An 18568-nucleotide genomic window follows, 5' to 3' on the forward strand; every position below is an offset into this window, starting at 1 on the left:
GGAACCTTTCGGAACCGGAGCGGAGGGGTGGGTGTCACCTGTGGATTTCGTATTCGGTCCGTCGTCCGCACATCCCGTATCCGTCCTGTTCGGACGGTCGCGTGACCTGGACGCCGGACAGCGCGAGGTGTGCCGCATCGCCGTCTGCCAGCGCCTTCAGGTGTTCCCCGGTCAGTTCGGCGGCCGCGAGCGCGCCGTCCCGCCAGCGCGGGACCCAGGCGCCGATCTTCGGCGCGACCAGCGCGGCGGCCGCGTGATGGAAGTCCCTCAGCGGACCGGGATCCCCGGCGGCGAGAGCGTCGCGGAGCGGCAGATATCCCTCGACGGCGAGGTCCCGACGGCGAAGCGCGGCGGCGTCGTCCGTGGGCATCGCGGCGGCCTCGGCGTAGGCGGCCGGGTCAGCGAGAACCCTTGGCGGGAAGGTGAACACGGCGTCGCCCGCTTCAGGCAGCCCGCTGTTCTGCATCAGCACGGTGATCCGCAGGTCGTCGCGCTGGACCATCCGGTGGACGGTGCCAGGTGAGAACCACGCGACGACACCGGCTTCCAGGTCGGTCTCGAGATAGCCGTCGGCACTCAGCGTCTGCACCGCGCCCCGGCCGCCGGTGACCACATAGGCCTCGGTGCAGGCGAGGTGCACGTGCGGGCTGCCGCCGCATACCCCGTCCGCGGCCTCCCATTCGTAGGCGCGCAGATGGGAAAGGCCGATACCGCCGGGAAGCGGGAACACTGGGGCCTCCTCAGAATCCGTGTGTCTTCAGATAGTTCTCGACGCCGTCGCGGTCCCAGGCGCCGTCGGCGACCACCACCCGGTAGCGGTAGTGAAAGCTCTCGCCGGGCGGCAGCGTGAACTCCTCGAAGAACGCCCAGGAGATCGCCACCGTGGGGATGTCGTGCGACCGGACGAACCAGTGCGACTCGTGGATCGCGTCCTCGTTCTCCGGCGCGTGCGCGAAGACCAGCGTCGACTTCGCGTCGACCGCGTCGTGCTCGCCGACGAACGCCAGCCACGGCGCCTGCCTGCCCATCATCTCCTCGCCGCCGAGATCGCCCGGCCCGAGGATCTCGCCACCGCCGAAGTCGCGGGGCCCGCGCCAGTGGAGTCCGGTGTAGCCGGCCATCTCCCGCCCGGCCGTCGTCGGACTGCCGAATTCCAGCGGCTCGGCGCGGGTGTTGGTCAGGCCGATCGACCAGTCGATCGCCCAGGCGCCCTCGTCCGGCGAGGCGGAATGGACGACGAGGTCACGGCGTTCGCTCGCCCACTCCTCGCCGCCGTTCTCGATCCAGGTCAGCTTTTCGCGCAGCGTCAGGGTTTCCGGCTCGACCTGGAAGACCTCGAAACCGTCGTGCCGCATGGAGCCGACGCGATCGGGAAGATCCTGATACCAATCCCCGGGCACGTAGGTCCAGCCGCCCCAGAAGTTCTGGCCGGACAGATGACTCGACGTCATCTGAAGTCCCTTGTGCCAGCGATGATCGGCCGGGCGGTAGGCGCTGACCTGGTTGCCCGCCAGCGTGCGCAGCGGATGCGCGTAGGGCTTGCGGGACTCATAGGCGGACGGATCGGGCTTGTACACATAGGACAGAAGTTCGACTCCCGCCGCCTCGACGGTGACACGTTCGCCGTGGCGATGGGTGACAGTGATGGGCTCGCTCATCGGCGCCCTCCCCCGTTCATGGCGGTGTGGAACGGGTCTTCGGACGTGATCTCGCCCGCGTGGACGGTGCGCCCGGTGAACGCGGACTTGTAGAGGGCGGCGACGAAACCGAGCGCCCGCCGTCCGTCGGCGCCGCTGCACGGCGGGCGTTCCCCCGCTTGGACGGCGGCGAGGACGTGGGCGAGTTGCGCGGCATGGGAACTGTCCATGTCGGCGGCCGGAGCACGCCACTTCTGGACCCGCTCGACGTCTTGGACGTGCGGCGCGGGCGAGTAGGTCCAGTCGTCGTTGCCGTAGCCGTAAAGGTGGGTAAGTTCGACTGTCGCGTCGGCGCAGTCGATCCGGATGCGGCTGACCTCGTCGGGCGAGAGCACGCTGTTCACCACCGTGGCCAGCGCGCCGGATTCGAAGCGCACCAACGCGGTCGACACGTCCTCGGTGCGGACGTCGTGCACGAGCCTGCCCGCCATGGCGCTGACCTCGGTCCATTCGCCGAGCAGGTGCAGGAGCAGGTCGATCTGGTGGATGCCGTGGCCCATCGCGGGCCCGCCGCCCTCGGTCTCCCATTCGCCACGCCACGGGACGGCGTAGTACGCGGCATCGCGGAACCACGTCGTCTGGCAGTGCGCGACCAGCGGCCGCCCCAGTTCGCCCGCGGCCAGCAGGCCACGGAAATGCTCGACGGCCGAGCCGAACCGGTGCTGGAAGACGAAACCGGCATACGGCCCGCCGTCGGACTCGGCAGCGGTCATCTCGTCATACCCGGCCAAGGACAGGCACGGCGGCTTCTCGCACCACACCCACGCCCCGGCGTTCAGCGCCTGGACGGTCTGCCCGACGTGCAGCGAAGGCGGCGTGCAGACCGACACGAGGTCGGGCTTCTGCTCGGCGAGAAGTGTCGATAAATCGGTGTAGGGCTTGATAGCACCGGTGGCGAATCCGGCGACCCTGGTTTCGTCGACGTCCGCCGCAGCGACCACGGTCACGTCCGACGGGTGGGCTTCGTAGGCGGCTAGATGGCTCTTGGCGATGCTTCCGGTGCCGATGATGGCCGCCCGGAGGAGCTTCCCGGTCGTCACCCGTGACCTTCCACAGTACGTATGAGGCCCTCACAACGTACGCAGAAAGCGCTTTCTGTCGCAACCCCTCGCCACTAGAGGACTACTTGCGGAGGAAACGGACGTCGAGGAACGCGACGACGCCGGAGGCCACGGCGGCCAGCAGGCCGAGGTAGCGACCGAGGCCGGCCCCGATCTCGATGCCGGCCGCGGAGAAGATGCCCCGCTGGTCGGCGTCGAACTGCCAGTCGAGGGTGAGCCAGCCGAGCGCCATCAGCAGCAGCGCCCCGATAGCGGTCATCAACCAGAGATGCGGGAGCCCGGCACGGCGGACGGCGTCGACCCGGCCGAACAGCACGACGGCGATACCGGGCAGGAGCAGCAGGAAGAGCGGAGCCCAGGCGAGGAAGCCCGAACCCCAGGCGTCACGCGTGACATCGTCGGCGGGCAACGACGTCAGCACGTCCTCGATCTCCGGCCGCGACGCGGACAGTGTCGTCCACGGCAGGAACAAGGCCACCAGCGCGAGCAGCCCGGCCGCGAGGCCGAGCCACTCACGCCAGGTGACCTTCTTCAAACCGAGTTCAGGCACCGACTCGCTCGATGATCAGTTCCCGCACGCGCTTGGCGTCGGCCTGGCCCTTGGTGGCCTTCATGACCGCGCCGACGATCGCCCCGGCCGCGGCCACCTTGCCGCCGCGGATCTTCTCGGCGACGTCCGGCTGCGAGGCCAGTGCCTCGTCGACCGCCGCGATCAGCGCGGAGTCGTCGGAGACCACCTTGAGGCCGCGCTTCTCGACGACCTCGGACGGCGAACCTTCGCCGGCGAGAACGCCGTGGGTGACCTCCTTGGCCATCTTGTTGGTCAGCTCGCCGGAGTTGACCAGCCCGATGACCTCGGCCAGCTGCGCCGGGGTGATCGCCAGCTCGGCCAGTTCGATCTCGCGGGAGTTGGCCTCCTGCGCCAGCGTGTTGACCCACCAGCTGCGGGCCTCGTCCGGCGTCGCGCCCGCTTCGACGGTCGCGGCGACCAGATCGACCGCGCCGACGTTGAGCAGGTCCCGCAGCGCCTCGTCGGTCAGGTTCCACTCGCCCTGGATGCGCTTGCGGCGCTCCGAGGGCATCTCCGGCAGCGTCTTGCGGAGTTCCTCGACCCACTCGGCCGACGGTGCGATCGGCACCAGGTCGGGCTCCGGGAAGTACCGGTAGTCCTCGGCGGTCTCCTTGGTGCGGCCGGGCGACGTGGTGCCGTCGGCCTCCTGGAAGTGCCGCGTCTCCTGCTTGATCGTGCCGCCGTCGGCGAGGATCGCCGCCTGGCGGGTCATCTCGTACCGCACGGCGCGCTCGACGCTGCGAAGCGAGTTGACGTTCTTCGTCTCGGTGCGCGTGCCGAACTCGGTCGCGTCCTTGGCCATCAGCGACACGTTGGCGTCGCAGCGGACCGAACCCTGGTCCATCCGGACGTCCGAGACGTCGAGCGCGCTCAGCAGATCCCGCAGCGCGGTGACGTACGCCCGCGCGACCTCGGGAGCGCGTTCCCCGGTGTGCTCGATCGTCTTGGTGACGATCTCGATCAGCGGCACGCCCGCGCGGTTGTAGTCGAGCAGCGAGTGCTCGGCGCCGTGAATCCGGCCGGTGGCGCCGCCGACGTGCAGCGACTTGCCGGTGTCCTCCTCCATGTGCGCGCGCTCGATCTCCACGCGCACGACCTCGCCGTCGTCCAGCGTCACGTCGAGGTAGCCGTTGAAGGCGATGGGCTCGTCGTACTGCGAGGTCTGGAAGTTCTTCGGCTGGTCCGGGTAGAAGTAGTTCTTCCGGGCGAACCGGCACCACGAGGCGATCTCGCAGTTGAGCGCCAGGCCGATGCGGATCGCGCCCTCGACGGCCTTGCCGTTGACCACCGGCAGCGAGCCGGGAAGCCCGAGGCAGGTCGGGCAGACCTTGGAGTTGGGCTCGCCGCCGAACTCGTTGGCACAGCCGCAGAACATCTTGGTGTTCGTGTTCAGCTCGACGTGCACTTCGAGGCCCAGCACCGGGTCGAACCGCTCGATGACGTCGGCGTAGTCCATGAGTTCCACTACGGCGGTCACTTCTTTCCTCCCAGTTCCGGAACCTGGTGCACCAGCGAGCCACCGTTGGCGGCGTCCCGCGCGACCTCGTAGGCGGCGCCGACGCGGTAAAGCCTGTCGTCCGCCATCGCGGGGGCCATGATCTGCAGCCCGACCGGCAGGCCGTCCTCGTGCGACAGTCCACTCGGGACGCTCATGGCGGCGTTGCCCGCGAGGTTCGACGGGATGGTGCAGAGGTCCGCCAGGTACATCGCCAGCGGGTCGTCGACGCGCTCGCCGATCTTGAACGCGGTGGTCGGCGTGGTCGGCGAGACCAGCACGTCCACCTTCTCGAACGCGGCGTCGAAGTCGCGCGTGATGAGCGTGCGCACCTTCTGCGCCGAGCCGTAGTAGGCGTCGTAGTAGCCCGACGAAAGCGCGTACGTGCCGAGCATGATGCGGCGCTTGACCTCGGGGCCGAAGCCCTTCTCGCGGGTCAGCGACATGACCTCTTCGGCGCTGTGCGCGCCGTCGTCGGAGACGCGCAGGCCGTAGCGCATGGCGTCGAACCGGGCGAGGTTCGACGAGCACTCGCTCGGCGCGATCAGGTAGTACGCGGGCAGCGCGTAGGTGAAGTTCGGGCACGAGACCTCGACGACCTCGGCACCGATCGCGCGCAGCTGCTCGACGGCGGCTTCGAAGGACCGCAGGACGCCGGGCTGGTAGCCGTCGCCGGCGAATTCCTTCACCACGCCGACGCGCACGCCCTTGAGGTCACCGGTCAGGCCCTGGCGGGCCGCGGCGACCACCGGCGGGACCGGCGCGTTGATCGAAGTCGAGTCCATCTGGTCGTAACCGGCGATGACCTCGTGCAGCAGCGCCGCGTCGAGCACCGTCCGCGCGCAGGGACCGGCCTGGTCCAGCGACGACGAGAAGGCGACGAGGCCGTAGCGGGAGACGCCGCCGTACGTCGGCTTCACGCCGACGGTGCCGGTGACCGAACCGGGCTGCCGGATCGAACCACCGGTGTCGGTGCCGATCGCGAGCGCCGCCTCGAACGCCGCGATGGACGCCGAGGAGCCACCGCCGGAACCGCCCGGGATGCGGGCGTGGTCCCACGGGTTGTGCGTCGGGCCGAACGCGGAGTTCTCCGTGGAGGAGCCCATCGCGAACTCGTCCATGTTGGTCTTGCCGAGCACCACGACACCGGCCTCGCGCAGCTTGCGCGTCACGGTGGCGTCGTACGGCGGGATCCAGTTCTCCAGGGTCTTCGAACCGACCGTGGTGGGGATGCCCTTGGTGGTCAGCACGTCCTTGAGCGCCAGCGGCACACCGGCCAGCGGCGACTTCGGGGCGTTGCCCTCGGCGACGTCGGCGTCGACCGCGCGGGCCGCGTCGAGCGCGCCCTCGGTGTCCACGTGCAGGAACGCGTGGATGTGGTCGTCGACCTCGGCGATCCGGTCCAGGTGAGCCTGCGCGACCTCGACCGCGGACACCTCACGGGCCTGGATCTTGTCCGCCAGTTCGGCGGCGGACAGCTTGATGAGTTCGGTCACTGTTCTTCTCCCAGAATCCGCGGCACCCGGAAACGACCCTCTTCGCTGGCCGGCGCACCGGCCAGCGCCTGCTGCTGGGTCAGCCCCGGTCGGACCGTGTCCTCACGGAACACGTTGGTCAGCGGCACTGCGTGCGACGTGGGCGGGACATCCTCGCCGGCGACCTCGCTCACCTTGGCCACCGAATCGAGGATCTGATCGAGCTGACCTGCGAAGACGTCCAGCTCCTCCTCGGTGACGGCAAGCCTGGCAAGCTTGGCGAGGTGCGCGACCTCGTCGCGGGAAATGTTGGGCACGCGGGTGACTCCCGGGGTGTGCTGTGCGGGTTCTGTCGGAAGCTGCAAGTCTATGGTGGCGGCATCGGCGCACTCGACTGGGTTATGCCGGGCTCGCACCAGGGCTTGGGATAGGGCGCTCCGGGTAAGGAGTGCCTGGTTCGTTATCCCGCAGGCCGGATGGTGGGTCCCATTACCCCTTCCGGTCTGTCACAATCGGCGCCCGGCGTAGCGCGTTCCACGGCGAGGCTGGGACGCCTGAGGCGAGAGGGGCGCGTGTGTCGTTCCTGATCCGGGTCCAATTACCGGACACCCCGGGGACCCTCGGCGCGGTCGCCACGGCGCTCGGCACCGTCGGTGCCGACATCCTGAGCGTGGACGTGGTCGAGCGCGGCAACGGCGTCGCCATCGACGACCTCGTCGTCGAAATCCCCTCCGGCAGGCTTCCGGACGCGCTGATCACCGCCGCCGAAAGCGTCGACGGTGTCGAGGTCGACGCCGTCCGCCCGTACGCCGGCGTGCTCGACACGCATCGCGAGCTCGAACTGGTCGAGGAGATCGCCGCGCATCCCGCTTCGGGGCTGGAGATCCTCGCCGAGGGCGTGCCGCGGATCATCCGGGCCGGCTGGGCCGTCGTCGTCGAGCATTCGGAGTCCGGGGCGCTGCGGCTCGCATCCTCGAACGCCGCGCCCGAGACGCCGATCACCGACCTGCCGTGGCTGCCGCTGGAGCGCGCCACCATCCTCGACGGCGAGGAGGCGTGGATCCCGGAGACCTGGAAGGAACTGGGCACGGAACTCGCGGCCACTCCCCTGGGCAAGCCGGGGAAGGCACTGCTGGTCGCGCGGCCGGGCGGGCCGAACTTCCGGGCCGCCGAGGTGGCCCGGCTCGCGCACTTCGCGGGCATCGTCGCCGTCGTGCTCGACAGCTGACGCCCCGCGTTTCGTCCTCTAGTCGCGGTACATGCACGTGCAACTACCGCACCTAGAGGACGAAACGCGGTCCGGCGCGAGGGGTTACGCGAGGTCCAAACGGTAGGCGATCAGGTCGACACCGGGGTGCGGCGCCCAGTCCCGCTCCGGCAATCGCACGAAACCGAGCCGCTCGTACAGCCGGTGCGCCCGGTTCATCGTGCTCAGGCTGCACAGCACGACCCGGACCGCGTCCAGTTCCCGCGCCCGCTCGATGACCGCCTTCGTCAGCGCCTCGCCGATGCCCCGGCCGGTGGCCGACGGCAGGACGCCGAGCATGCGGAACTCCAGCTCGCCCTCGCGCGAGAGCTCCGCGAACGGGGTGCCAGGCCGCGCGATGGTGACGGTGCCGACCAGCGTGCCGTCACCGTCCTCCGCGACCAGGAGTTCGGCCTGTTCGGCGCGGCGGGCGGCGTCGAGGAGTTCGGCGGCGTAGCCGACGCCCTCCACAAGCCCCCGTTCCGCACCGTATGCGGCCAGGGTCAGCTCCCCGACCGCCTTCAGTTCGCCATCACGGGCGGGCCGGATCTCCAGGTCACTCACCGTTCTCCTCCTCGTCGGTCGGCAACGCGAGTTCGGCGGCCGCCTCGGGGCCGCTCTCCAGCAGTACCCGGAAGCCGTTCTCGTCGAGCACGGGCACCTTCAGCTGGACGGCCTTGTCGTACTTCGTCCCGGGGGCATCGCCGACGACGACGAACGCCGTCTTCTTCGACACCGAGCCCGCCGCCTTGCCGCCGCGGGCCATGATGAATTCCTTGGCCTCGTCGCGGGAGTAGTCGTTCAGGGAACCGGTGACGACGATCGACAGGCCTTCGAGGTTGCGCGGGATGGACTCGTCGCGTTCCTCCGCCATCCGCACCCCGGCCGCCCGCCACTTCTCGACGATCTCGCGGTGCCAGTCGACGGCGAACCATTCGCTCGCCGCGCGCGCGATGGTCGGGCCGACACCGTCGACGTCGGCGAGCTCCTCCTCCGAGGAGTTCTCGATCCGTTCCAGCGAACCGAACTCGCGGGCGAGCGCCTGCGACGCCGTCGGGCCGACGTGCCGGATCGACAGGCCGACGATGACCTTCCACAGTGGACGGTCCTTCACCGTTTCCAGGTTGTCCAGCAGCTTGCGCCCGTTGGCCGACAGATCTCCGGCCTTGGTGCGGAACAACTCGACCTGGAGCAGCTTCTCCTCGTCCAGCTCGAAGATGTCGCCCTCGTCGTGCACCACGCCGGCGTCGAGCAGCGCGACCGCGGCCTCGTAGCCGAGCACTTCGATGTCGAACGCGCCCCGGCCGCCGAGGTGGAACAACCGCTCGCGCAGCTGCGCCGGGCAGGACCGTGAATTCGGGCAACGGATGTCGATGTCGCCCTCCTTCTGGTACGCCAGTTCGGTGTCACAGTTGGGGCAGCGCAACGGCATGATGAACTCGCGCTCTTCGCCGGTGCGCGCGTCCACCACCGGGCCGAGCACCTCGGGGATGACGTCGCCCGCCTTGCGGATCACGACCTTGTCCCCGATCAGCACACCCTTGCGCTTGACCTCTTCCTGGTTGTGCAGCGTCGCCATGGCCACCGTGGACCCGGCCACCTTCACCGGCTCCATCACCGCGAACGGCGTGACCCGCCCGGTGCGGCCGACGTTGACCTGGATGTCCAGCAGGGTGGTGATCGCCTCTTCCGGCGGGTACTTGTAGGCGATCGCCCAGCGCGGCGCGCGCGAGGTCGTGCCGAGTCGGCGCTGCAGCGCGACCTCGTCGACCTTGATGACGACGCCGTCGATCTCGTGTTCGGCGTCGTGGCGGTGCTCGCCCCAGTATTCGATGTGGTCGAGCAGTTCCTTGTCCGTGCCCAGAACCTTGCTGTGCGGCGAAACCGGCAGGCCCCACGCGGCGAGCGCGTCGTACGCCTCGGACTGGCGCCGCGGCTCGAATCCCGAGCGTTTCCCGAGCCCGTGGCAGATCAGCCGCAGGTTGCGGGACTTCGTGATCTTCGGATCCTTCTGCCGCAACGATCCGGCGGCCGTGTTGCGCGGGTTCGCGTACGGGTCCTTGCCCGCCTCGACCATCTTCGCGTTGAGCGCCAGGAAGTCCTCGACGCGGAAGTACACCTCGCCGCGGACCTCGACCAGCGCGGGCACCGGGAATTCGTCGGTGCCCGTCAGCCGCTCGGGCACCTGCCCCAGGGTGCGGACGTTGAGCGTGACGTCCTCACCGGTGCGGCCGTCGCCCCGGGTCAGCGCGCGGGTCAGGCGGCCGTTCTCGTACAGCAGGTTGATCGCGAGCCCGTCGATCTTCAGTTCGGCGAGGTACTTCGTCGCACCGATCTCCTTCTGGACGCGCTCGACCCACGTCTCGAACTCTTCGGTGTCGAAGACGTTGTCCAGGCTGAGCATGCGTTCGAGGTGGTCGTGCGCGACGAACTCGGTGGAGAACGTGCCGCCGACGTTCTGCGTCGGCGACTCCGGCGTCACCAGTCCGGGGTGCTCGTCCTCGATCGCCTGGAGTTCGTTGAGCAGCGTGTCGAACTGGCCATCGGACACGATGGGTGAATCCAGCACGTAGTACCGGAACTGATGCCCGCGGATCTCCTCGGCCAGTACGCCGTGCCGCTCGCGGACCTCGGCCGGGACGTCGGTGACGTCCTGCGCGGGCTCGGTGTTCTCGGTGCTTCGTGGGGGGATTTCGCTGCTCACAGGGGTGACTCTAGTCGGCGGTACCGACAGTTCCGGGTGTCTCGGCGTCGAGTCGGCCGACCACTTCGCGCAGTTCCAGGAGGGTCAGCTGCCCCTCCTGCGCCTCGGTCACCAGCTCGACCCGGCCCAGCCGTTCGGCCGCGACGCGCTCACCCAGCGTGGCGTCCAGCGGCAGGAAGGTCATGGCCGTCCGGGTCTCCGGCTGCAGTTCCTCGATCAGGGGGTGGAACACGGTCACGTCCACCCGTCCGGCTGATTCGTCCACCTTCGCGGTCACCCGGACCTCGGCGAGCGGGATGCGGGTCTCGCCGAGGTTGACGGTGACTTCACTCGGATCGGGGACCGGCGGCACCGAATCGTGGTACTCCCAGATCGCGTCCTCCGGCGGCGCGGCGGCCTTCCACGCGTCGGTGTAAGGGCGCAGTTCCGGATCCTCCTGGCCGGTGAGCACCAGCGCGTAGATGGCCCGGTGCCCACGATCGAGGGAAAAGTGCAGCCGTGGGTGCAAGGCCTCGACGATCGTGCAGAGGTCGTGTTCCACCCGATGGGGTTCACGATCGCCGAGCGCGGCGCTGACCTCGGGCAGGAGTTCGAACCACGCCACCCAGAAGGCCATCGCCGCGGCCGCCGTGTCCTCGGGGATCGGCTGCTCTGGCCACGCGGTGCGGGGGTCGGGTACGTCCTCGGTCTTGCGGGAGCGGCGGAACAAACGCATGGGAGGCACGCTACCGCGCCGGTCACCAGCCTTCAGGCGGTTCGGTGAATGCCTTGCCGGCTTCGCGGCTGAGCGTCAGCGCGCGGCGCATCCATTCGGGAGTGGCACCCGCGAGGCCGCACGCAGGGGTCGGCACGACGCGTTCAGCGAGGATCTCGCGGGAGAATCCGAGCCGGTCGAACAGTTTGAACACGGGCGAAACGAGTTCGCGCAGCGTCAGCGGCACACCGGGGTCGGCCGTGGGCACGAGACCGAGCATCAGCGTCGTGCCGGCATCGATCGTCTCGCCGATCTCGTCCAGTTGCCCCGGAGAAGCACCCCTCAGCAACGAAAAGTCGAACGCGATCGCCCCGGCCCCGGCCGCGCGCAGCAGTGAGATCGGCGGCTTCTCGGCGCAGCAGTGCACGGCGACCGGCATCCCCGTGATGCGCTCCGCCCCGGAGATCACCGTCGACAGCAGTTCGCGGGCCTCCGGTGCGGGAACCGCGGGGACGGTGCCGTACCCGGAAGCCGTCGGCAGGTCGCCGGCGAGGACCGCGGGCAGCGACGGTTCGTCGAACTGCAGCACCACCGGCGCCCCGGTCCGCGACTTCAGTTCCGCGACATGGTCGACCAGGCCGTCCAGCAGCGACGCGGTGAAGTCGCGCAACGCACCCCGGTCGGTCAGGATCCGGTGCCCGCGCTGGAGTTCGATGTTCGCGGCGAGCGTCCAGGGGCCGGCGAACTGCGCTTTGAAGACCGGCGGGACGTCGCCGTACTTCTCCCGGACCTCCTGCACCGCGTCGAGGTCCCAGCGCAGCAGGTCGACGGCCCGGCGGTGCTCGTGGCCCGCCCGGGACGCGACCCGGTAGCCACTCGGCACCACCTCGACGGCGAGGTCGACCAGCAGCGCGGCGGTCCGCCCGATCAGATCGGCACCGACCCCGCGCGCGGGAAGTTCGGGAAAGTAGGGGAATTCGGGCAGCTCGCCGAAGACGATCGAAGCGGCCTCGACCGGGTCGGTACCGGGCATGGAACCGATCGCGGTGGCTGCGCCTAGAGGCCAAGGTCGTTCGTTCACACCCGGATTCTCCCCGTTGTCCCAGTGTGAAGACAGGCGGGGCACGCCGAGACACGGACATTCGACGCAATTGCCGTCGTCGAGCCCGTAAGTGCCTCGCGCGCATTACGCTGACCAGCCATGACGAGCTCTCCCCAGCCCGCCGGCTGGTACCCCGACCAGCAGAACCCCCGGGTCTACCGGTGGTGGGACGGGCAGGCCTGGACGCCGAACACGAGGCCGTCCCACGACGCCGAAGCGATCGAGCTGGACATCGAAGGCGCTCACGACCCGAACAAGATCCGTTCTCAGGTGGGACACGGGACGCAAGGCCGGGCCGGTGGGGCCACCGGCGGCGGAACCCTGTTCTCCGAACCGGTCCTGGTGGTCAACCAGCGCGCGAAACTCATCGAAATGTCGAACGAGTTCGGGGTGTTCGACCAGAACGGCAACCGCCTCGGCGGCGTCGTGCAGGTCGGGCAGAGCACCTTGAAGAAGGCCATTCGCCTGCTGACGAATTACGACCAGTTCCTGACGCACCGCTTCGAAATCCGCGATGCCAACCACAGCACGGTGCTGAAGGTGACGCGGCCGGCGAAGGTGTTCAAATCCCGGTTCCTGGTGACGAAGGCCGACGACTCGCCGATCGGGGAGATCGTGCAGGAGAACGTCTTCGGCAAGATCCGGCTGGGATTCCTGGTCGACGGCCAGAAGGTCGGCGGGATCTTCGCGGAGAACTGGCGGGCGTGGAACTTCGTGATCAAGGACCACGACGACGTCGAGATCGCGCGGATCACCAAGACCTGGGGCGGTTTCGTGAAGGCCGCGTTCACCACGGCCGACAATTACGTCGTCGAGATCCACCGGCCGCTGCGGGATCCGCTGGCCTCGATGGTGGTCGCGTCGGCGCTGACCATCGACACGGCGCTGAAGCAGGACGACAAGGGCTGACCGCAACCAGAGGACTAATTGCGTGCGGGACTAGTGACGCGGGTCTCACCCCGCTCAAGTGGACACTCGCCTTCCGGCGGCTCAAGGTGGAAGGACTGGGCGGCACGCTGGAGTGCGTCCCGGGACGGAGGTCACCATGGAGCCGTTGCCCGAAGACGGCGAACGGGACTGGGCCGAACCAGGCGTCTACACGGTTTCGCCCGGGGTCCACCGGATCCCGCTGCCGTTGCCGCACGACGCGTTGCGCGCGGTCAACGTCTACGTCGTCACCGACGGCACCCGCCTGGTCCTCATCGATTCGGGCTGGGCGCTGGAATCGGCCCGCGAGCGGCTTTCGCGCGGGCTCAAGGGTCTCGGCGCCGACCTCGGTGACATCGACGAGTTCCTGATCACCCACGTGCACCGCGACCACTACACGCTGGCCGTGGAACTGCGCCGCGAGTTCGGCGGCAAGATCGGGCTGGGGAAGCTGGAAGAGCCTTCCCTGTCACGATCGGGCGATCCGGACCGCTTCCCGATGGAGGCGCAGGTCGGCCTGTTGAACCGCTGCGGCGCGGTGCCGGTGGTGGAGGAACTCGCCAAGGCCTTCGGCGGGGTCCGGCATACCGAAGCGCATCTGTGGGAGCAGCCCGACGAATGGCTCGCCCCCGGCAAGCGCACCGTCGTGCCCGGCCGCGAGTTCGACATCGTGCCCACGCCGGGACACACTGCCGGTCACGTCGTCTTCGTCGACGACGAAGCGGGCCTACTGTTCTCTGGCGACCACGTGCTGCCGCACATCACGCCGTCCATCGGGTTCCAGCCGGTGCCGGTCGACCTGCCGCTGAGCGACTACCTCGACTCGCTGCGCCTGGTCCGTGAAATGCCCGACCGGCGCATGCTCCCCGCGCACGGGCTGGTGACCGAAAGCGTCCACGCCCGGGTGGACGCGTTGCTGGAGCACCACCGCGACCGGCTCGAAGTCATGGGCGCGGAGATCACCGGGGACGTCACTACGGCGTACGAAGTCGCGTTGCGGCTGGGCTGGACGCGCAAGCAGCGGAAGCTCGCGGAGATGGACCCGTTCAACCAGATGCTCGCCGTCCTCGAAACCGGCTCGCATCTGGATCTGCTGGTGGCCCAAGGGAAACTCGCCGCGACCGAGGCCGACGGCGTGCGGCACTACCGATGATCATCCGTCCTGCGCGCCGCGAAGACGTCGCGGCCATCGTCGCCATGCTCGCCGACGACCAGATCGGCAGTACGCGTGACTCCGCCGACGACCTGACGCCGTACTTGAAGGCCTTCGAGGAGATCGACGCCGATCCCGGCGAGATGCTGATCGTCGCCGACGACGACGGGCAGGCGGTGGGCACGCTCCAGCTGTCGATCATCCCGGGCCTGGCCAGGAAAGGCGCGCTGCGCGGGCAGATCGAGGCTGTCCGGGTGCGGGCGAGCCATCGCGGCTCCGGGATCGGCGGAGAGCTGATGGCGTGGGCGATCGAAGAGTCCCGGCGTCGAGGGTGCGCGCTCGTGCAGCTGACGTCCGACGTGAAACGCGAGGACGCGCACCGGTTCTACGAACGCCTCGGCTTCGAAGCGAGCCACACCGGCTTCAAGCTCAAGTTTTAACTCGCCTAAAGCTTTAACCCCCCGCGTTTCGTCCTCTAGTTGCGGTAGTTGCACACGCAAGAACCGCGACTAGAGGACTAAACGCGAAAGTCAGCGGGTTCCTGAGATCTTCGCGCTTCCCAGGACGAGATCGCCCTCGGCCGCGTCGGTGCGGTAGAGCACCACGACCTGACCCGGCGCGACCCCGCGCAGCGGCTCCCGAAGCTGGACGGTCACCTCGTCGCCCTCGGCCTCGGCGACGGCCTCGACGATCCCGCCGTGCGCGCGCACCTGGACGACGCATTCGGTCGGTCCGTCGAGCGGGCGCTCGCTCGGCCAGATCGGGCGGTCGGCCTCGATCACGTTGACGCCGAGGTCCTGCATGGAACCGACCTTCACCGTGCCCGAAACCGGCTCCAGCGAAAGCACGTAGCGCGGCCGCCCGTCCGGCGCCGGCGCCTCGATGCCGAGGCCCTTGCGCTGGCCGATGGTGAAACCGTGCACGCCGGTGTGCTCACCGAGCACCGCGCCGGTCTCGGCGTCGACGAGCTGGCCGGGACGCTGGCCGAGCCGCTTCTCCAGGAAGTTCTTGGTGTCCCCGTCCGGGATGAAGCAGATGTCGTGGCTGTCCGGCTTCTGCGCCACCGACAGGCCACGGCTCTCGGCCTCGGCGCGGACGTCGGTCTTCCACGTGTCGCCCAGCGGGAACAGCGAATGCCGCAGCTGCTCCGGTGTCAAGGAAGCCAGCACGTAGGACTGGTCCTTGCCGGAGTCCACGCTGCGCCGCAGCTCCGGCACACCGTCCACAACGGACAGCCGGGCGTAGTGCCCGGTGGCGACGGCGTCGAAGCCCAGCGCCATGGCCTTGTCCAGCAACGCCTCGAACTTGATCTTCTCGTTGCAGGTGACGCAAGGGTTCGGCGTGCGACCCGCGGCGTACTCACCGACGAAGGTTTCGATGACCTCTTCGGTGAACCGCTCGGCGAAGTCCCAGATGTAGAAGGGGATGCCGAGGATGTCGGCCGCGCGGCGCGCGTCGCCCGAATCCTCGATCGTGCAGCAGCCACGGGAGCCGGTGCGCAGCGTGCCGGGCTTCGCCGACAGCGCCAGGTGCACGCCGACGACCTCGTGCCCGGCGTCCACGGCGCGCGCGGCGGCCACCGCCGAGTCGACTCCCCCGCTCATCGCGGCCAGTACCCGCATTTTCCTCACACCTCTTGCTTCTGCGTCTGCTTGCGCATTCCGGCGAGCCCGGCTTGCCTCGCCCTGTCGACGACGCTCGCGATCTCCCTCGAAACCGCTTCAACGTCTTCCGGCGCCGAGGTATGCCCGAGTGAGAACCGCAGCGAACCGCGCGCGGCCGCCGGGTCGGCGCCCATGGCCAGGAGTACGTGACTCGGCTGCGCGACACCCGCCGTGCACGCCGATCCAGTGGAACACTCGATGCCCTTGGCGTCCAACAGCATTAACAGGCTGTCACCCGCGCAACCGGGGAAGGTGAAGTGGGCGTGGCCGGGCAGGCGCTCGCCCTCGCCGCCGTTGAGCACCGCGTCCGGCACCTCACGCTGGACCGCCTCGATCAGACCGTCCCGAAGTTCGGCGACACGCTTGGCGTACTCCTCGCGCGCGTCGACGGTGACCTTCACAGCCGTCGCGAACGCGATCACCGCGGGGACGTCGAGCGTGCCCGAACGCACGCTGCGCTCCTGGCCGCCGCCGTGCAGGACCGGGACGCACGCGACGTCGCGCCCGAGCAGCAGCGCGCCGACGCCGTACGGGCCGCCCAGCTTGTGCGCGGTCAGCGTGAGCGCGGCGGCGCCACTCGCGGCGAAGTCCACGGGCACCGCGCCGACGGCCTGGACGGCGTCGGTGTGCAGCGGGATCTCGTGCTCGGCGCAGACGGCGGCGAGGTCGGCGACCGGGTTGACCGTGCCGACCTCGTTGTTCGCCCACATCACGGTGGCCAGCGCGACCGTCTCAGGGCTGTCGCCGATCGCCGCGCGCAGCGTCTCGGGCGACACGCGGCCGGACTGGTCGACGTCGAGCCAGACGATCTCGGCACCCGCGTGCTGCTCCAGCCACTCGACGGAATCGAGGACGGCGTGGTGCTCGACGGCGCCGCAGAGCACCCGGGGCCGCTGCGAGTCCTCAGCGTTCCGAGCCCAGAAGATGCCCTTGACCGCGAGGTTGTCGCTCTCCGTGCCGCCGCTGGTGAAGATCACCTCGGACGGCCGGGCGCCCAGCGCCTCGGCGATGGTTTCGCGTGCTTCTTCGACCCGGCGGCGTGCCCGGCGCCCCGAGGAATGCAGTGCCGAGGCGTTGCCCACTGTGGACAGCGCCTCGGACATCGCCGCTACGGCTTCGGGCAACATCGGGGTGGTCGCCGCGTGGTCGAGATAGGTCATCGCACCCACCAGGGTAGACCGCTCCGGGCCGTGACCAAGCCCACCCTCACCTGGTGGTGGCGGCGCTCATACCCGACGGCCACCGACCGGTCAGCCGGACACCCAGCAGAGCGATGCCGGTCAGCAGCACCGAGAGCACCAGAATCGCCACCGAAGGCTCCTTCGCCGAGGCCAGCGAGGCGAGCAGGACACCGCCCAAACCAATGGTCAGAGCCGAGCCGACCCAGTCCCCGAGCTGCATCGCCGAGGTGTTGAACCCCCGCTCGGACTCGGGCGAGTAGCGCAGCAGCAGGACCGAGATCGCGGGCATCGCGATGCCCATCCCGGCGCCGCCGATCGCGGACGCGACGAACGCCATCCAGCCGGGGAACGAAGGCAGCGGGACGAAGGCGAAGACCGCCAGACCGGCCGCCACCAGCGCGAACCCGACCCGCAGCGACGCCTCGCGCGACCAGTCGAGGAAGCGGCCCTGCACCATCGACCCCGCCGACCAGCCCAAAGCCGTCACCGTCAGCGGCAGCCCGGCCAGCGCGGGGCTGTAGCCGTGGACCTCGCTCATCGTGAGCGGCAGATAGGCCTCCATCCCCGCGTACGCGCCGGCGATCAGCGCCCGGGAGGCGATCACTGTCGGCAACCCCGGCCGCGACGTCAGCGTGCCGGCGGGCAGGAGTTTGCGGAGCGCGTACGCCAGGGCGACCAGGCCCGCGCCGCCGTAGGCCAGCGCCGCCACCGACGGGTGCTGCGCCGCCCACGTGAGCGCGGCGACGCCCAGCGCGGCGACCACCGCGGGCACCACCCCGGCCCGGCGCGCGGACTCGCCGGGCACATGGCGGGGCAGCTTGCGCGTGACCACGACCAGCAGCGCGACCCCGATCGCGGTCAACGGGATCAGCCCGAGGAACACCCACCGCCAGCCGACACTCACCGTCACCACGCCCGCGATCGACGGTCCGATCACCGCGGGCAGCACCCACGCGGCGGCGTTGGCGGCGTAGATCACCGGGCGTTCGCGGTCGCTGAAGGTGATCGCGATCAGCAGGGACACCGAGACCAGCAGCAGACCGGCGCCGAAGCCCTGCAGCCCCCGGCCCAGCAGCAGCATCGGCATATTCCCGGCGAGCCCCGCCACCAGCAGGCCCGCGGCGAACAAGGCGGTACCGGCGAGCAGGGCGGGCGCCGGGCCCTTACGGTCGCCGAGGCGTCCGGAAAGGACGGTCGCGACGACACTGGCGACCAGGAACGTGGTGAAGGGCCAGGCATACAGCGCGAGGCCGTCGAGGTCGGCCACCATCGTCGGCATCGCGGTGGCGACGCCCATGCTCTCGAACGCGATGAGCGTGACCATGAGCAGAAGCCCGATCGTGGGCACGCGGTGCTCCGGTGTCCAGAGCACGCCCTTTGGCTTGGTCTCGGCTTTGTCCCCAGTGATCGTCATGGTGCGAGCGTGCAACCTCCAGCTCGGTGGAGGTCAAGCCGGTCGCCCCCGGCGCGGGTCCGTGAAGACATCCCTGGGTTTTGGTTGTCAAGCGGCGATGGTGGTGTGGTGGGCCCAGGCGGTGGTTTCGTTGTAGTGGGTGTGGGTTTTGAGGCATCCGTGGAGGATGCCGACGAGTCGGTTG

18 protein-coding genes are annotated in these 18568 nt (G+C 69.4%); 4 read left to right on the forward strand and 14 right to left on the reverse strand.

Annotation, left to right across the window (positions count from 1 at the left end):
• Positions 1-34 precede the first annotated feature (34 nt).
• The 7 genes from ACLJRL_RS39655 to gatC all read right to left on the reverse strand — a co-directional run bounded on the left by ACLJRL_RS39655 (position 35) and on the right by gatC (position 6616).
• The gene (locus ACLJRL_RS39655) at positions 35-730 is read right to left on the reverse strand and encodes a cupin (RefSeq protein WP_410661557.1); all 696 of its coding nucleotides are present in this window, start codon (positions 728-730) and stop codon (positions 35-37) included.
• Positions 731-740: 10 nt separating this feature from the next.
• A complete protein-coding gene (locus ACLJRL_RS39660; RefSeq protein WP_410661558.1) occupies positions 741-1658 on the reverse strand; it encodes a PmoA family protein in 918 nt (305 codons plus the stop codon).
• Positions 1655-2737: a Gfo/Idh/MocA family protein gene (locus ACLJRL_RS39665; RefSeq protein WP_410661559.1), complete on the reverse strand. Its 1083-nt coding sequence runs from the start codon at positions 2735-2737 to the stop codon at positions 1655-1657. The genes ACLJRL_RS39660 and ACLJRL_RS39665 overlap by 4 nt, the downstream gene beginning before the upstream one ends.
• A gap of 82 nt (positions 2738-2819) precedes the next feature.
• Positions 2820-3308 carry a hypothetical protein gene (locus ACLJRL_RS39670; RefSeq protein ID WP_410661560.1) on the reverse strand — a complete coding sequence of 163 codons (489 nt, stop codon included), beginning with the start codon at positions 3306-3308 and terminating at the stop codon, positions 2820-2822.
• Positions 3301-4806 carry an Asp-tRNA(Asn)/Glu-tRNA(Gln) amidotransferase subunit GatB gene (gene gatB, locus ACLJRL_RS39675; protein ID WP_410661561.1) on the reverse strand — a complete coding sequence of 502 codons (1506 nt, stop codon included), beginning with the start codon at positions 4804-4806 and terminating at the stop codon, positions 3301-3303. Before gatB ends, ACLJRL_RS39670 begins: the two co-directional genes overlap by 8 nt.
• The gene (gene gatA, locus ACLJRL_RS39680) at positions 4803-6320 is read right to left on the reverse strand and encodes an Asp-tRNA(Asn)/Glu-tRNA(Gln) amidotransferase subunit GatA (protein WP_410661562.1); all 1518 of its coding nucleotides are present in this window, start codon (positions 6318-6320) and stop codon (positions 4803-4805) included. Before gatA ends, gatB begins: the two co-directional genes overlap by 4 nt.
• On the reverse strand, positions 6317-6616 hold the full coding sequence (gene gatC, locus ACLJRL_RS39685) for an Asp-tRNA(Asn)/Glu-tRNA(Gln) amidotransferase subunit GatC (protein ID WP_005162012.1): 300 nt from the start codon (positions 6614-6616) through the stop codon (positions 6317-6319). The genes gatA and gatC overlap by 4 nt, the downstream gene beginning before the upstream one ends.
• Positions 6617-6873: 257 nt before the next feature.
• Here gatC and ACLJRL_RS39690 point away from each other — a divergent pair, with 257 nt between their 5' ends.
• On the forward strand, positions 6874-7527 hold the full coding sequence (locus ACLJRL_RS39690; protein WP_410661563.1) for an amino acid-binding protein: 654 nt from the start codon (positions 6874-6876) through the stop codon (positions 7525-7527).
• Between the two features lie 84 nt (positions 7528-7611).
• Here the strand turns inward: ACLJRL_RS39690 and ACLJRL_RS39695 are convergent, their stop codons facing one another.
• From ACLJRL_RS39695 to ACLJRL_RS39710, 4 genes are read right to left on the reverse strand one after another with little or no spacing between them, the layout of a single operon-like run.
• A complete protein-coding gene (locus ACLJRL_RS39695) occupies positions 7612-8109 on the reverse strand; it encodes a GNAT family N-acetyltransferase (RefSeq protein WP_410661564.1) in 498 nt (165 codons plus the stop codon).
• Positions 8102-10249 carry an NAD-dependent DNA ligase LigA gene (ligA, locus tag ACLJRL_RS39700; protein ID WP_410661565.1) on the reverse strand — a complete coding sequence of 716 codons (2148 nt, stop codon included), beginning with the start codon at positions 10247-10249 and terminating at the stop codon, positions 8102-8104. The genes ACLJRL_RS39695 and ligA overlap by 8 nt, the downstream gene beginning before the upstream one ends.
• Positions 10250-10259: 10 nt before the next feature.
• Entirely contained in the window at positions 10260-10964 is a 705-nt protein-coding gene (locus tag ACLJRL_RS39705) for a hypothetical protein (protein ID WP_410661566.1), read from the reverse strand.
• Between the two features lie 22 nt (positions 10965-10986).
• Positions 10987-12024: a methionine synthase gene (locus tag ACLJRL_RS39710; RefSeq protein WP_410661567.1), complete on the reverse strand. Its 1038-nt coding sequence runs from the start codon at positions 12022-12024 to the stop codon at positions 10987-10989.
• A 120-nt stretch (positions 12025-12144) separates the two neighbouring features.
• Here ACLJRL_RS39710 and ACLJRL_RS39715 point away from each other — a divergent pair, with 120 nt between their 5' ends.
• The 3 genes from ACLJRL_RS39715 (at position 12145) to ACLJRL_RS39725 (ending at position 14565) form a co-directional block, all read left to right on the forward strand.
• The gene (locus ACLJRL_RS39715; protein WP_410661568.1) at positions 12145-12954 is read left to right on the forward strand and encodes a phospholipid scramblase-related protein; all 810 of its coding nucleotides are present in this window, start codon (positions 12145-12147) and stop codon (positions 12952-12954) included.
• A 136-nt stretch (positions 12955-13090) separates the two neighbouring features.
• Complete coding sequence (locus tag ACLJRL_RS39720; protein WP_410661569.1) at positions 13091-14125, forward strand: MBL fold metallo-hydrolase; 1035 nt, start codon at positions 13091-13093, stop codon at positions 14123-14125.
• Positions 14122-14565 carry a GNAT family N-acetyltransferase gene (locus ACLJRL_RS39725; RefSeq protein WP_410661570.1) on the forward strand — a complete coding sequence of 148 codons (444 nt, stop codon included), beginning with the start codon at positions 14122-14124 and terminating at the stop codon, positions 14563-14565. The genes ACLJRL_RS39720 and ACLJRL_RS39725 overlap by 4 nt, the downstream gene beginning before the upstream one ends.
• Positions 14566-14655: 90 nt before the next feature.
• Here the strand turns inward: ACLJRL_RS39725 and mnmA are convergent, their stop codons facing one another.
• The 3 genes from mnmA to ACLJRL_RS39740 are packed head-to-tail and all read right to left on the reverse strand — an operon-like array spanning position 14656 to position 18399.
• Positions 14656-15747 (reverse strand): tRNA 2-thiouridine(34) synthase MnmA, encoded by a 1092-nt coding sequence (gene mnmA / locus ACLJRL_RS39730; RefSeq protein WP_410661571.1) that lies wholly within the window; start codon positions 15745-15747, stop codon positions 14656-14658.
• Between the two features lie 5 nt (positions 15748-15752).
• Positions 15753-16949, reverse strand: coding sequence for a cysteine desulfurase family protein (locus ACLJRL_RS39735; RefSeq protein ID WP_410661572.1), 1197 nt, complete (start codon positions 16947-16949; stop codon positions 15753-15755).
• Between the two features lie 46 nt (positions 16950-16995).
• Positions 16996-18399: an MFS transporter gene (locus tag ACLJRL_RS39740; RefSeq protein ID WP_410661573.1), complete on the reverse strand. Its 1404-nt coding sequence runs from the start codon at positions 18397-18399 to the stop codon at positions 16996-16998.
• Positions 18400-18568: the final 169 nt, after the last annotated feature.

This window comes from Amycolatopsis sp. lyj-112 (genome assembly GCF_046549055.1).
Lineage (GTDB): Bacteria > Actinomycetota > Actinomycetes > Mycobacteriales > Pseudonocardiaceae > Amycolatopsis.

Excerpts from the sequence above, each read along its gene's own strand:
- ACLJRL_RS39725 (WP_410661570.1), top strand. The coding sequence starts at position 14,122 with ATGATCATCCGTCCTGCGCGCCGCGAAGACGTCGCGGCCATCGTCGCC.
- ACLJRL_RS39705 (WP_410661566.1), bottom strand. The coding sequence starts at position 10,964 with ATGCGTTTGTTCCGCCGCTCCCGCAAGACCGAGGACGTACCCGACCCC.
- ACLJRL_RS39715 (WP_410661568.1), top strand. The coding sequence starts at position 12,145 with ATGACGAGCTCTCCCCAGCCCGCCGGCTGGTACCCCGACCAGCAGAAC.
- ACLJRL_RS39660 (WP_410661558.1), bottom strand. The coding sequence starts at position 1,658 with ATGAGCGAGCCCATCACTGTCACCCATCGCCACGGCGAACGTGTCACC.
- ACLJRL_RS39735 (WP_410661572.1), bottom strand. The coding sequence starts at position 16,949 with ATGACCTATCTCGACCACGCGGCGACCACCCCGATGTTGCCCGAAGCC.
- mnmA (WP_410661571.1), bottom strand. The coding sequence starts at position 15,747 with ATGCGGGTACTGGCCGCGATGAGCGGGGGAGTCGACTCGGCGGTGGCC.
- ACLJRL_RS39720 (WP_410661569.1), top strand. The coding sequence starts at position 13,091 with ATGGAGCCGTTGCCCGAAGACGGCGAACGGGACTGGGCCGAACCAGGC.